Source organism: Anabaena sp. TISTR 8404 (assembly GCF_056847745.1).
Window position 1 is genome coordinate 1,640,418 of sequence record NZ_CP180578.1, and the last position, 14,125, is coordinate 1,654,542.

A 14,125-nucleotide genomic window follows, 5' to 3' on the forward strand; every position below is an offset into this window, starting at 1 on the left:
CTACTATTCATCATAGACCGCAATTTTAGCTATTTCTACATCAGGGCTAACCTTACTCATCGAATAGCTAAGTTAGTGAAAACCAACAGTAACTGAATATTTTGAGATGATATCACCAGATTTACAAGCTTGATTATTCTAGTTAAAAATTTTCACTAAAAAACTATGTGAGTATCTCAATCTATCGTTTATTTGTCACAAAATCTGAATAAATTTTTCAATATTTGGCTTGACAAATACACTATAAAATCTAAAAAATTAGCATCAACAGTATTGTTTTAATTCAATCATTGAAATTGAATTAAGAGAAAATCATGGTCACAATTTTCACAAAACCCAAATATTTGTATTAAATGAACGAAGTTAGACAGTGAATCGCTAAAGTATGGCTCTTGCTACGAAGAGATTTTAGCTATAGGAATCTGATTTGATTCCTGAAAACATTTGCGTAGGAAGGGAACGGGGAACAGGTAAGAAGGAATAAAAGTGTACCTAGCTTCGCAGAAATCAAATATGAGTCCTATATCAAGAATCTGTTGTCAATTTAAGACAAAGTAGAAACTGATCAACAAGTAAATATTTCAACTAAACAACCTGGAAAAGATAAATTCCAGGAATGGTATATTCCAATGTTTGGTCTTCCATAAGGTTCTTTTACCTTTTGCCAGAACATAAATCCAGATTGTGCGAGAAACAACCCATGTCTAAATTTTTGTGGAACTATTTGCTAGTTATCCCTACCGTTTTTTATGGATTTTTATTTGTATCTTCAGTAGCGAATGCAGATGTTGTCCCAAAACCAACAGAAGCAAAACAGGAAACTGTAGCAAAGACAATGATTTCGCAAAGCGTAGAGATAAATCAAGCTCAAGAAACCGCCAATTCGTCAACCGAAATCACAGGACAAGTAACATCAGTATCGCAACTATCTGATGTTAGACCTACAGATTGGGCATTTCAGGCTTTGCAATCTCTAGTTGAACGGTATGGAGCGATCGCCGGATATCCAGATGGTACATTCAAAGGGAATCGCGCTTTAACTCGCTATGAATTTGCGGCAGGCTTAAATGCAGCACTTGACCGTCTGAGCGAGTTAATTGCTTCTAATACTGCTGATTTAGTCAAAAAAGAAGATTTAGCGACTCTGCAAAAGCTACAAGCAGAATTTGCCCCAGAACTGCAAGAATTACGTGGAAGACTAGATAGTTTAGAAGCACGGACTGCTGAGGTAGAAGCCAATCAATTTTCTACCACCACCAAACTACTAGGCGATGCAGTATTTGTCGTGGCTGACACCTTTGGCGATCGCGCCAATAATCGATTAGCTAATGATACAAAAGATGATACTCAAGCTTTTTTTGGTTATCGCTCTCGATTGATCCTACAAACAAGCTTCACCGGCAGAGACCAACTATCAACCATTTTATCCAACAACAATATTCCTAACTTGACCAACAGTACTGGTACAGCAATGACCAGGTTTACATTTGATAGTAGTGGTGAGGATGGAACATATCTTAGTCAGTTAGTATACCGTTTTCCCCTGGGTAAAAATGCCACTGTTTGGGTAGGGCCTAGAGCATTACAACCAGCTATTTATGCTCCTACTTTAAACTCGTCTATTGGTGGGTTAAGTGGTGCTGTTTCTCGATTTGCTACATTCAACCCGACTGTTTACAGGCCTGGTTTTGACGGAGCAGGTGCAGCTTTAGGATACAAGTTTAGTAATCAAGTGCAATTGAGCTTAGCTTATACAGCCGATAACACTCAGGCTAGTAGAGTAGTTGGTGAAGGTAATGGATTTGCTGACGCTAATAACATAATCTTTAGTCAGCTAACTTTATCGCCCACCCGTCAGTTAGATATTGGTCTTGCTTACGTCCATAAATATTTTGGGACTAGAACTGGTTTTAACTTGACTGGCGGTACAGGTAGTGCGTTCGCAAGAAATCCTTTTGAGCAAAACTCTACTTCCACCGATAATTTTGGGCTGCAATTTAACTGGAGAGCCAGTCGTCGCTTTGTTTTAGGTGGTTGGTTTAGTTATACACTAGCTCATCAAGAAAGTGGCCCTAATAATGATGCAACAATAGTTAACGGCGCACTCACCTTGGCTTTTTTAGACTTATTTAAAGAAGGTAATGTAGGTGGATTGATTGTGGGTGTACCGCCGAAAGTTACTAGTAACGATTACAGACCTAGACCAGGCGCACCACGTCGAGAAGATCCTGATACTGCTTTACATTTAGAAGCTTTCTATACATTCCGAGTCAATGACAATATTAGAGTGACACCAACTTTTTATGTGATTACAAATCCAGAACATAATGATGCTAACGATGCTATTTGGGTAGGTGCGCTACGAACTACATTTAGTTTCTAGGCGAAAAAAGTAGGAATCAGCCAAATAAGCAAGCAAAATTTGTTGTGGGTGTAGTAACTAATTAGTCAGATTTGAGATGAGAGGAATTTCCAACCAAAATTCTGTACCTTTACCCGCCTCAGACTGAAACCCAAGCTTTCCTCTGTGCTTTTCCTCAACAATTTGCCGACTAATAGATAATCCTAATCCTGTTCCTTTACCTACAGGTTTGGTAGTAAACATCGGTTCCGATAAACGCTGTTGAACTTCTGGATTCATACCAATGCCGTTATCAGTAATTTGAATTTTCACCGATGAACTTTGTGCTTCTAAACTTGTGCAGATTTTGATTTGTCCTTTGTCTTCTATTAAAGATAAATGACCAGTAACAAATGACTCCTCTATAGCATCAATTGCATTGGCTAAGAGATTCATAAAAACTTGATTTAATGGCCCAGGAAAACATTCTACTAAGGGCAAATTCTCATACTTTTTGACGACCTGAATTTCAGTCCGTTCTGGGCTGGCTTTCAGGCGATATTGCAAAATCATTAAGGTGCTGTTGATGCTCTCATGAATATCTATCGGTTGAGCAACAGAATCATCTCGTCGAGAAAAGTGCCTAAGTGAATGAATCATCTGTGCCATATGCTTTGTAGCTTTATGCATTGATGAGATGATTTTAGGAAAGTCACCAACTAAGTAATCTATATCAACTTCATCTATTTTTTCGGCAATTTCTGGCACAGGCTCGGGATAATGTTGCTGATAAAGACGTAACAATTCAATAAAATTTTCGGTATATTCAGAAGCATGACCAAGGTTTCCTAAAATGCAGTTGACTGGATTGTTAATTTCATGAGCGATACCAGCAATTAATTCACCGAGGGCAGACATTTTTTCTCGTTGAACTAAGCTAACTTGAGCTTGATGTAAATTATGTAATGCTTGAGAAAGTTGAACAGTACGTTCTTCTACTCTTTGTTCTAATTCTTGATTTAACTTGTGAAATTGAGTTTCGACTGCTAGACGTTCAGCTATTTCTTGTTTGAGTTGCTCATTTTGCGTTTGCAATTGCTTTGTGAGGTGACGAATTTTGAGATGAGTTTTAACCCGCGCTAATACTTCTTCTTGCTCAAAAGGTTTAGTAATGTAATCTACTGCGCCCAATTTTAATCCTTTAACTTTATCAACAGTATCTGAGAGGGCTGTCATAAAAATTATGGGGATATCGCAGGTCGTAGGATTTAACTTTAAGCGATCGCAAGTAGTAAATCCATCAATTCCTGGCATCATCACATCCAAGAGAATGAGATCAGGTTTGGTATATTCAGCTTGAGCGATCGCGCTTTCTCCATCGACAGCAATCAATATCTCCCAACCAGTATCCATCAATGCTTCTGATAGCACTTCTAAATTATTGGGGTTATCATCTACAATCAAAATTACCCCTATCTCTGTAACAGGTAAACTCATTTTTGCTCTCCTCGATGTAAGTTAATTAACTCCCGAATTTTTTCGATTTGAAAGCTTTTAGCAAGTTGCTGTAACTCTTCAGCAAATGGGGTAAATTTTTCATCTAAAAATTTCAACTTTTGTGCTTGCTCTCGAATACCTCTGATATTACCTCTCATTGCCAACTCAAAAAGTTGCTCAATTTCTTCAGTTGGAAGTGTAATTAATTCTGAAGAATTAACAGTAGTCACATCTGATTTTTGAAGTTCATAAGGTTTTTCCTGTTTTTCATCAGGAGAATCGTAAATCCACTCTAACTGCAAGTGCTTTTGTAACTTTCCTAATAACTCATCTGCTTGCACAGGTTTTGGTAAAAAATCATCAGCACCGACTCCGATACTTTTATGCTGATCAGATTCAAATACACTAGCAGATGAAACAATAATTTTGAGATTCTGAAACTCTGGTAGTTTACGGAGACGGCGTGTTAGCTCAAAGCCATCTAATACAGGCATTGTCAAATCTGTGATAATTAAATCTGGTAAAAGTTGACAAGCTTTTTCTAAACCTTCTTGACCATCAGAGGCTTCTGCTATTTCAAATCCGATTTCTTCTAGCAGATTAATAACAACTGAACGGTTTTCCCATCTATCATCTACAATCAGAATTGTTCGCTTAGTATTACCTGTAATACCAATAATTTTCCCTTCTGCGACAACTCTAGCAGATTGCATCCAATCCACTGAATCTTGCAAGTTTAAGTCAATCCAAAATGTACTACCTTGACCTAACTCACTTTTAACTTGGATACTACTATCCATCAATTGCACAATATTTTGGCTAATTGCTAAACCTAATCCAGTACCTTCTGCTTGCTTTTTAGTATCTCCAACTTGCTCAAAGGGTAAGAATATTTTTGCTAACTGTTCTGGACTCATACCAACTCCAGTGTCAGCAATTTGGAATCGAATTCGATGAATTGCTGATTTATGACTTGCAGATAAAATTGGTTTTTCCAAGAGGCAGACAGTAAATTTAACACCGCCTCTTTCGGTGAACTTAATCGCATTACCTAATAGGTTAAGTAGCACTTGACGTAATCGTTTTTCATCTGCCCAAATGCCTACAGGTAATTCCGTATCAGGTTGATAAATGAATGAGATCCCTTTTTGCTCGGCACGAATTCGACAAATTTCTACTACACTTTGTAGAAAAGCCAAAAAATGGAAGTCATTATTATAAAGTTCCATTTTCTGAGCTTCAATTTTGGATAAATCGAGAATGTCGTTAATTAATGTTAGTAAATGTGAGCCACACTGATAAATAATTCTTAAGCCATCTTGTTGTTTAGCAGTAGCATTTTTATCAGATTGCAGAATTTGTGCATAACCGAGAATGCCGTTTAGTGGGGTTCGCAATTCATGACTCATGTTTGCTAAGAATTCACTTTTGGCACGATTGGCTGCATCAGCGATTTCTTTTTTTAACTCCAGAGAACGATATGATTCAGCCAAGGTTGCAGCCATTTGGTTGAAAGCATTAGCTAGTTGTTCAATTTCATCTTTGGTTTGGATATTTAGGCGATATTCTAAATCACCATTGCCGATTTTAGTTGCTCCTACTTGTAGTTTTTGAATAGAGCGAATTACTGGCAGGAGAATCAGTAATAATTGACCAACAAATACCAAAAGAATGGATAGAATGAGAATTTGTCTGATAAGTTGAGTGGTTTGTTTGAAGTTGTCAAATTCCTGCTTGGCTAATACATCTTGTTTTTGCAGTTTTTCGGTTAATAACTTCAAGTACAATTCAATATCTCTAGAAAAGGCGTTGATGACGCGAAAATCTTGCTGCGATCCTGCTAACTCTAAGGGTTTTTCTGTATGAGATTGACTTGTAAGTTCATCGACTAGATCAGCCAGCAGGCTATGGCGATCGCGAATTTTCACTAATTCTGCTGCTATCTCTGGCTTTAAATTTTCTAACTGGTCTAAATCTATGTAGAATTGAGATAAAGCATCTTGATATTTCACCTGATTAGAAGCATCGCGCTTGAGCAAAATCATATCTTTAAGCGCTGCTACTTGGTTGTTCACAGCTACATTTATTTGCAGAATAGTTGTTAGTGCTTTAGCATTTTTGGACTGGGTTGCTTGTGCTGATTCTTCTGCTCGTCTGATAAATAAGTCGCCACCAATTAAAATGGAACCAACTAATCCCACAACGATCGCAGATGACCCAATGCACTTGGTCGTAATCCGCATATTTAAGTTGCCTTATTTTTGGGAAACGCGTGTTTGAAATTTTCTAATGATCTCGTAGTCGCCGTCTTGTACCAAAGTGTATCCAGCACCAACAGCACCAGAAGGTTCAACCAGCCCTGGAGGTGCATCAATCAGTGCTTTTTTCAAAGCATCTTTTAATTCGGTAGAGACTTTACTAGAAGCAGTGATTGGGACGCTCGGTAGTGGTACAGATTCCCAAATAATTATGTATTTATTTGGATCAATTTTTTTGTCTTTGATTTGTTGAGTATATGAACGCTTATCATCAGCGATCGCATCTACTTCGCCTTTGATTAAAGCTTGCTTAGATTTATCATGACTATCAGCAAAAATTATTGAGCTAAAGTCTTTTTCAGGATTGATGCCAATTTCCATAAAATGAGCCATTGGTACAACATATCCAGAAGTAGATAACTTGGTAACAAAGGCAAATCGCTTACCCTTTAAATCTTGCAGAGTTTTAATACCACTAGCCTTACTGGCAATGATTACCGATGTGTACCAAGGTCGTTTGGTTTCTTGATTAATTGGTGAAACAAGTGGCTCAATCTTGGGGTCTTGAAGACGCGCTTCAATGTAGCTACTAGGCCCAAGATATGCCAAATCTACTTTTCCTTTAACTAAAGCATCAACGGCTGTTGTATAGTCCTTAGTAATTTGAAATTTAAAGGGTCGTTTTAGCGCCTTTGTTAGATAATCAGCCAAAGGTTGAAGTTTCTTTTCTTGTTCTGCTGAAACCTGCCACGGAATGATTGCCATTGTGACAGTCGCTAATTCGTCTCCTTTTTGAGTATTTTTACTCGCAGGCAATTGAGTAATATTTCCTGGCAGAGTAGAGGAAATTTCACGAGTGGGAGTACAGGCGCTAATAGCGATCGCTAATACACAGATACAAAAAGTAACTTTTCGACCAGAAAGACTTTTCACCACTTGACGGCAAAGTTGCTGGTGCATGGTTTTATCCTTTTGAAGCCTGTTCTCTCAAAAAACGTTGACTGTTCTATTAATCCCAAAACTGCCCATCTTCTCACACTCATCATCCAAATCACTTTTCTGTTTTGCATCAAATATATGGAAAAGGGACTTGCTTTTTCCATAATTTCCTGTACAATTTTGACTATTAAATACGGTAACTCTACCGAATAACCGTAGTTTATTAAGCCAGCTTAACAATAATGCAAATTCTTTGGTTTATTCCCACAGCTCGTGACGGACACTATTTAGGAACACAACTTGGAGGACGGGATGCGACTCCAGAGTATTTACAGCAAATTGCCCAAGCTGTAGATAACTTGGGCTATACAGGTGCTTTGTTACCCACAGGGCCTTTTTGTGAAGATGCATGGATAACAGCTGCCTCTCTCATACCTGTCACCAAGCGGATGAAATTCTTAGTAGCAATTCGTCCAGGAATTAGTTCGCCTAGCGTTGCCGCACGCATGGCAGCAACATTTGATCGGATGTCAAACGGGCGATTGCTAATTAATGTCGTCACAGGTGGAGAACCAAAGCAATTAGCAGGAGATGGTTTGCATCTAAGTCACGACGATCGCTATGACTTAACTGACGAATTCCTCACAGTTTGGCGGGGAATTATGAGTGGGGAGACAGTTGATTTCAAAGGCAAATATCTAGACATTCAAGGCGGTAAACTGTTATTCCCACCCATCCAAAAACCCTATCCGCCACTGTGGTTTGGCGGTTCATCAGCTGCGGCGAAGCGAGTTGCAGCCAAACATATTGATGCTTATTTAACTTGGGGTGAACCTCCTGAACAAGTAGCCCAAAAAATTGCCGAAGTTAGACAACTAGCAGCCGAACAAGGTAGAACAGTACGTTTTGGCATTCGCCTGCATGTGATTGTGCGTGAAACAGAGTCTGCGGCTTGGGAAGCAGCCAACGAGTTAATTAAATATATCGATGAGGATGCGATCGCCCAAGCCCAAAAAGCCTTTGCCAGTTCCGATTCTGAAGGGCAGCGACGTATGACTGGGCTACACAACGGCAGTCGAGAAACCCTAGAAATTAGCCCCAACCTCTGGGCAGGAATTGGTTTAGTGCGTGGTGGTGCTGGTACTGCTTTAGTTGGCGATCCCGATACTGTAGCCGCCAGGATGTTGGAGTATCAACAACTAGGTATAGAAACCTTCATTTTTTCTGGATATCCCCATCTAGAAGAAGCTTATCGTACCGCAGAATTATTATTCCCTCACCTACCTTTGCAAAGTGAATCGACACCGCCTACACAACCAATCTTGACTTCTATCGCCAGTGAAAAATTTACTAAACAACTAACAAGTGCCTCATGACTATTACCTTAAAAAACACCAAAAATCACAGCGTCTCGCCGAAAGAAATACTACAACATCAGCAAATTCAAAAAATAGTACCTTGGATTGTACCGATTTTTGTAGTAGTACTTTGGGAGCTATCATCCAGAACTGGTCTACTCTCCAACCGAATTTTACCTGCACCCAGTGGTGTAGTAATTACAGCATTTAAATTAGCGTCAACCGGAGAATTATTTCAACATATAGGCATCAGTGCTGGACGTGCAATCTCTGGTTTTTTAGTAGGTGGCAGTATTGGGTTTAGTTTAGGATTACTTAATGGTATTTTTCCACTTGCAGAAAAACTCTTAGATAGTTCACTGCAAATGCTGCGAACAATTCCTAATTTGGCATTAATTCCCCTAGTAATTTTATGGTTTGGTATTGGTGACCAAGCCAGATTATTTCTTGTATCTATGGGTGTATTTTTCCCTCTTTATCTCAATACATTTCATGGCATTCGTAGCGTTGATCCAGGCTTGATTGAGATGGGCAGAGTTTATGGATTAAAACCTGCACAACTTTTGTGGCAAATCATTTTACCAGGGGCATTATCTTCAATTCTTGTAGGTGTTCGCTTTTCTTTAGGAATCATGTGGTTGACACTAATTGTCGCAGAAACAATTGCCGCTGATTCCGGGTTGGGATATATGGCTATGAATGCCCGTGAATTTATGCAAACTGATGTTGTAGTTTTGAGCATTTTTATTTATGCCTTACTGGGTAAATTAGCAGATGCTACTGCCAGATTTTTAGAAAGAAAATGGTTGGCTTGGCATCCTAATTATCAAAATGCTTGATTTGCCAGATAAATCTAACGAAAAATGACAATCTACTAAGGAGGCTTTATGAGTTTTCAACCAAAAGGAACACAACTAAATATTTTGGATTTAACGAAAGCTTTTGGCAGAAAAACTGTTTTAAATTCAGTCAATTTAGAAGTATCACCAGGCGAATTTGTTGCCATTGTCGGGCGTAGTGGTTGTGGTAAGAGTACTTTATTACGCCTTGTGTCAGGCTTGGAGAAACCAAGTGCAGGCGGCATTCTTTTAGATGGTGAACCATTGCGTAAGTTGAGTAGTTCCGTCAGGGTCATGTTCCAAGACCCACGATTGCTGGCATGGAAGCGCGTCATCCAAAATGTAGGGCTGGGTTTGCAAGATAATTGGCGTGAAAGGGCGCAGTGGGCGCTAGAACAAGTTGGATTACAAGATAGATCTGAAGAATGGCCATCTGTACTCTCTGGTGGACAAAGACAAAGAGTGTCGTTAGCCAGAGCATTAGTCAGTCAACCACAGTTATTGTTATTAGACGAGCCTTTAGGAGCCTTAGATGCTCTGACTCGGATTGATATGCAACGATTGATTGAAAAATTGTGGCAGGAACAGCAATTTACAGCATTTTTAGTAACTCATGATGTGGAAGAAGCTGTAGCATTGGCAGACCGCGTAATTTTGATTGAAGATGGCAGAATAGCTCTAGATTTGCCTGTGAATCTTTCGCGTCCTAGAGATAGGGGTAATGAAGCATTTGTAAGCATTAGAGAAACGATTCTCGACCAGGTGATGAATCGGGAAGGTAGTTATGCACATAAGCAGTTATTGCAGTTGGGTAGTTATTAAGTCAGGGGTGGGGAAAAGGGGTGTAGGGGTGTGTGGGTGTAGTTGAGCAAAACCCTTACACCCATATCAAGGTAACTTAAGTATGAAAGTCATTTTACCTATCGAAATCGCTGCCGAAATTGAGCCACATCTACCATCAGATACCAAGGTTGTACTAGTTGATAGTGAGGGCAATCTTGATTATGATGCCACTGATGCAGAGGTTTATTTAAGTTGGTTTTTTCTCAAAAGCCATATTTTACATCGAGTATTAGCAGCAGCGCCGACTTTACGTTGGCATCATGCGCCGAATGCAGGGGTAAATCATATTTTGACTCCGACTTATTTGGAACGTGACCTCATCCTCACCAATGGTGCAGGAGTTCATGCTATTCCGATTGCCGAATTTGTGCTGACTTATATACTCTCCCACGCCAAACATCTACCTGATTTACAAGCTTTACAAGCTGAACGTCAGTGGAAAAGAGGTTTTCCTATCCAAGAATTGACGGATGCGACTTTGTTAATTATTGGCGCTGGTGGTATTGGTCAAGCGATCGCTTCCCGCGCTCAAGCTTTTGGGATGAAAATTATTGGCACTCGCCGTCACCCACAACGACTACCAAATTTTGACTTAGTTGTCGGTGTAGATGAATGGCGATCGCTCCTGCCAGAAGCAGACTATGTAGTAGTTGCTACACCACTCACCTCAGAAACTCAAGGTTTGATTGATGAGACTGTATTGCGATCGCTCCCTGCTCATGCTTATTTAATTAATATTGCCCGTGGTGCTGTAGTTGATGAACCAGCATTAATCAAAGCACTCACAGAAGGTTGGATTGCTGGGGCTGCTTTAGATACAGTAGTTACAGAACCATTACCATCAGACAGTCCTTTGTGGTCGGTTCCCAATCTCTTGATTACTCCTCACTGTTCTGGTCATTCCCCAAAAGTCAAACAGCGTTCAATACAATTATTTCTCGATAACTTCAATCGCTACCAAACTGGTCAGCCTTTACGCAATGTGGTAGACAAGCAAGCAGGGTATTAAATTGGAGGAGTAGGAAGTAGAGAGTAGATTTGTTTGTAACTTCAACAAATTTATGCTTAAACTAGTATTAAGCAGACAATTGCACAAATCCAACAAACCAAATTTTTGTAAATAAGCCTGCCCTAGAGTAGCAAGAGCAGGCAAAGGAATTTGTATCAGGAATTCCGTGAAATAGTATTAAACATTATCATCGGTTTTGCATGGCTCGTTGATAATTCTTCACTTGCAAATCAATCCCTGTGATGGCAGTTCCGACTACCACGGCATAAGCACCTAAATCTAAAGCGTGACGCGCCATTTGCGGTGAAGAAATACCTCCTTCACAAATCACCGGAATTTTTAACTCTTCTACCATTTGCGTTAGCAGTTCCCAACCAGGTGGAGAATCATTATTAGTTTTGGCAGTATAGCCATAAAGGGTTGTCGCCACAATATCTGCACCTGCGGCGGCGGCGGTTTTTGCTGCCTCGATTGTATCCACATCAGCAATGACTGGTTTGCCTAATTCCTGATGAATGCGAGTAATTATATCTACTACTGTCTCACCAGCTGGACGATGCCTTGTTGTTGCATCGATCGCAATTATATCGGCTCCAGCAACAGCAACAGCAGCAGCATGGTGAAACTGAGGTGTAATGTATACATCGTATTTAGGAATTACTTGCTTCCATAACCCAATAATTGGAACTTTCACTCGCTCCCTGACTGCACTGATATGAACTGGTGTATCTATCCTTACGCCAACAGCACCATTATTAACAGCAGCCTGTGTCATTGCCGCAATTATTGTTGGTTCATGCAAAGGTGAATCAACAGGGGCTTGACAAGATACAATCAGTCCATTTTTTAGGGTTTTAATTAAGTGGTCATTTGTCATTGGTCATTTGTCATTGGTCAATAGTCCATAGTCAAATGTAATTATCCCTGAACTCCTGCTTTTCATGATTCAGGACTCAGCATTTTCACTGACTGAGCAGGTATCCAGACAGTAAAAATAGAGCCGATACCTACTGTGGATTCTACTTCAATTCGACCACGATGCAGTTCTACAAGTTGTTTAGTTAAAGCCAAACCAAGTCCTGTACCTTCATAACGACGACGATAGGGTGTATCAAGCTGCTGAAATTTCTCGAACATTAATGGTAATTGCTCTTCAGAAATGCCAATTCCGGTATCTTCAACTTGAAAAATAGCAGTATTATCTTCTACCCAAATTCGCAAAGTTACACTGCCACCTTCTGGTGTAAATTTAATGGCATTGGTTAATAAATTCCAGAGTATCTGTTCTATGCGTTCAGCATCTGCACTAAAGCGATCGCGTCGTGGATCAATTTGTAAATCAAGTTTAAGATGAACTTGTTGGTTAGTTGCTTTATCTATTAATGCATCAATAGCATTTTCTGCCATCTTTGCTAAAGAAAATTCATTAATATTTAAAACTGTTTTACCAGCCTCGATTTGTGATAAATCCAGGATGTCATTGATCATTTCTAATAAATGTTCTCCACTGTCGTGGATTGTTTGCAGATAATCTCGCTGTCTTTGGCTCAACTCACCTATTGGCCAGCGCAACAATGTAGAAGACATCCCGATAACATAAGTTAACGGCGTGAGTAATTCATGACTAATTGTAGCGAGAAATTCATTGCGTAACCGACTGGCGGCTTCAGCTGCTAATAAAGCATCACGCAAAGCCATTGTCCGTTCAAGTACCCGTTGTTCGAGAGTTTGTTTTTCTTGAGTTAGCGATCGCATTAACTCAGATTGATGAATGGCGATCGCTAATTGTTCAGCAATGGAAGTCAGTAAATTTTTCTCATTGTCATTCCACTGGCGGGGTGTATCACACTGATGAGCAATTAATAAACCCCAGATTTTTTCTTCAAAAATAATCGGTGCTGCTAACTTTGCCCTGACATGATTAGTGCGGAGAAAATTTAACAAACACTCTTCTAAGGCATAAGTTTTTTCGACATCCTCGACAACTAAAGTAAAACCTTGACGATACTTATCCCAACAAGCAGAATGGCGTGTAAAGCAATTTGTCTCTTGGTAATGTAACACCGAAGGAATCGCATCCGTAGCCTTAGCTTCATAAACGATACAACCCCCATACTTTTGCCTATCTTGTATTGGGGGTTGAGAATTATTTTGCTGATTAACTTGAGAGTTTTGGGTATTTACCCTTGATCCCTCAAATTTATATATTACTAGCCTATCTAATTTCAAAAAATCACGCACTTGAGCGATCGCTGTTGCCATAATTACTGGCAAATCTAAACTTTTGCGGATCTGAGTTGTAACTTGATTTAACAATCTTTCTTGAGATATTTGTTTTTGCAAAGCATTTTCGATTGCTTTACAGACATTTTCAGCTTGGTTTGCGCTCAGGTTTTCTCTCACTTCCTCATTCTTTTGTGGCAGGAGATATTCTAATAACAACAGCGTGAATTGACTTTGAAGCGTAGCATCATTAGGACGCAGAATTTGACTGTAATATTCCAAATTTTGATGAGTATCAGAACCACTAGCAAACAAATCTTTTAATTTGCCAACAAAGGAGGCGATCGCTTCTGAATTAAATGTCAAGCTAGTGAGAAGTGCTGAGTGCTGAGTGCTGAGTGCTGAGTGTTGAGTGCTGAGTGCTGAGTGCTGAGTGCTGAATGCTGAGTGCTGAGTAAGATATTCTACCCCTGCTTCTGAAGCTCCCTTGTCTCCTTTGGCTCCTGTACTCCCCTGCGCCAAAGTGCCTAGCAAAAGCGCACTAAAATCCTCAGAAACCAGCAATGTGAATCTTTGACCTTGCAATTCTTCAGGTATAAGAATTCTCGCCAGCACGGCTTCTGTTAGCACTAGCGCAGAACTTTCCACAGATTGAGCCATTTGCTGTAACAATTCCCCAAGCTGATTAAATACAACTAAAGGCAAATTTTGAGAAAAGCTCAAATCAGATGAACTAAGCATTTTCAATGGTCGGGTGAGAGAGGGTGAAGAGCCAGCGTCTTGGAGAGATTACCTCCCTTTTAGTAACTGGCTGTGCT

10 protein-coding genes are annotated in these 14,125 nt (G+C 39.7%); 5 read left to right on the forward strand and 5 right to left on the reverse strand.

Annotated features, from left to right (window positions below):
- The first annotated feature begins 700 nt into the window (after positions 1 to 700).
- Positions 701 to 2,383: an iron uptake porin gene (locus ACMX3D_RS07055; RefSeq protein ID WP_482750724.1), complete on the forward strand. Its 1,683-nt coding sequence runs from the start codon at positions 701 to 703 to the stop codon at positions 2,381 to 2,383.
- A 57-nt stretch (positions 2,384 to 2,440) separates the two neighbouring features.
- Here the strand turns inward: ACMX3D_RS07055 and ACMX3D_RS07060 are convergent, their stop codons facing one another.
- The 3 genes from ACMX3D_RS07060 to ACMX3D_RS07070 are packed head-to-tail and all read right to left on the reverse strand — an operon-like array spanning position 2,441 to position 7,056.
- Positions 2,441 to 3,838, reverse strand: coding sequence for a hybrid sensor histidine kinase/response regulator (locus tag ACMX3D_RS07060; RefSeq protein WP_482750725.1), 1,398 nt, complete (start codon positions 3,836 to 3,838; stop codon positions 2,441 to 2,443).
- Positions 3,835 to 6,081, reverse strand: a complete 2,247-nt coding sequence (locus ACMX3D_RS07065; protein ID WP_482750726.1) for an ATP-binding protein — start codon at positions 6,079 to 6,081, stop codon at positions 3,835 to 3,837. The genes ACMX3D_RS07060 and ACMX3D_RS07065 overlap by 4 nt, the downstream gene beginning before the upstream one ends.
- A gap of 12 nt (positions 6,082 to 6,093) precedes the next feature.
- Complete coding sequence (locus ACMX3D_RS07070) at positions 6,094 to 7,056, reverse strand: phosphate/phosphite/phosphonate ABC transporter substrate-binding protein (protein ID WP_482750727.1); 963 nt, start codon at positions 7,054 to 7,056, stop codon at positions 6,094 to 6,096.
- 221 nt (positions 7,057 to 7,277) lie between these two features.
- On the opposite strand from ACMX3D_RS07070, the gene ssuD reads away from it, so the two are divergent.
- The 4 genes from ssuD to ACMX3D_RS07090 all read left to right on the forward strand — a co-directional run bounded on the left by ssuD (position 7,278) and on the right by ACMX3D_RS07090 (position 11,084).
- Positions 7,278 to 8,411 (forward strand): FMNH2-dependent alkanesulfonate monooxygenase, encoded by a 1,134-nt coding sequence (ssuD, locus tag ACMX3D_RS07075; protein ID WP_482750728.1) that lies wholly within the window; start codon positions 7,278 to 7,280, stop codon positions 8,409 to 8,411.
- Positions 8,408 to 9,232 (forward strand): aliphatic sulfonate ABC transporter permease SsuC, encoded by an 825-nt coding sequence (ssuC, locus tag ACMX3D_RS07080; RefSeq protein ID WP_482750729.1) that lies wholly within the window; start codon positions 8,408 to 8,410, stop codon positions 9,230 to 9,232. The genes ssuD and ssuC overlap by 4 nt, the downstream gene beginning before the upstream one ends.
- Positions 9,233 to 9,280: 48 nt before the next feature.
- Positions 9,281 to 10,054: an ATP-binding cassette domain-containing protein gene (locus ACMX3D_RS07085; protein WP_482750730.1), complete on the forward strand. Its 774-nt coding sequence runs from the start codon at positions 9,281 to 9,283 to the stop codon at positions 10,052 to 10,054.
- Positions 10,055 to 10,136: 82 nt separating this feature from the next.
- The gene (locus ACMX3D_RS07090) at positions 10,137 to 11,084 is read left to right on the forward strand and encodes a D-2-hydroxyacid dehydrogenase (RefSeq protein WP_482750731.1); all 948 of its coding nucleotides are present in this window, start codon (positions 10,137 to 10,139) and stop codon (positions 11,082 to 11,084) included.
- Positions 11,085 to 11,271: 187 nt separating this feature from the next.
- On the opposite strand, the gene ACMX3D_RS07095 is transcribed toward ACMX3D_RS07090, so the two are convergent.
- Both ACMX3D_RS07095 and ACMX3D_RS07100 read right to left on the reverse strand, forming a co-directional pair.
- Positions 11,272 to 11,961 carry an N-acetylmannosamine-6-phosphate 2-epimerase gene (locus ACMX3D_RS07095; RefSeq protein ID WP_482750732.1) on the reverse strand — a complete coding sequence of 230 codons (690 nt, stop codon included), beginning with the start codon at positions 11,959 to 11,961 and terminating at the stop codon, positions 11,272 to 11,274.
- A gap of 62 nt (positions 11,962 to 12,023) precedes the next feature.
- Complete coding sequence (locus tag ACMX3D_RS07100; RefSeq protein WP_482750733.1) at positions 12,024 to 14,048, reverse strand: GAF domain-containing sensor histidine kinase; 2,025 nt, start codon at positions 14,046 to 14,048, stop codon at positions 12,024 to 12,026.
- Positions 14,049 to 14,125: the final 77 nt, after the last annotated feature.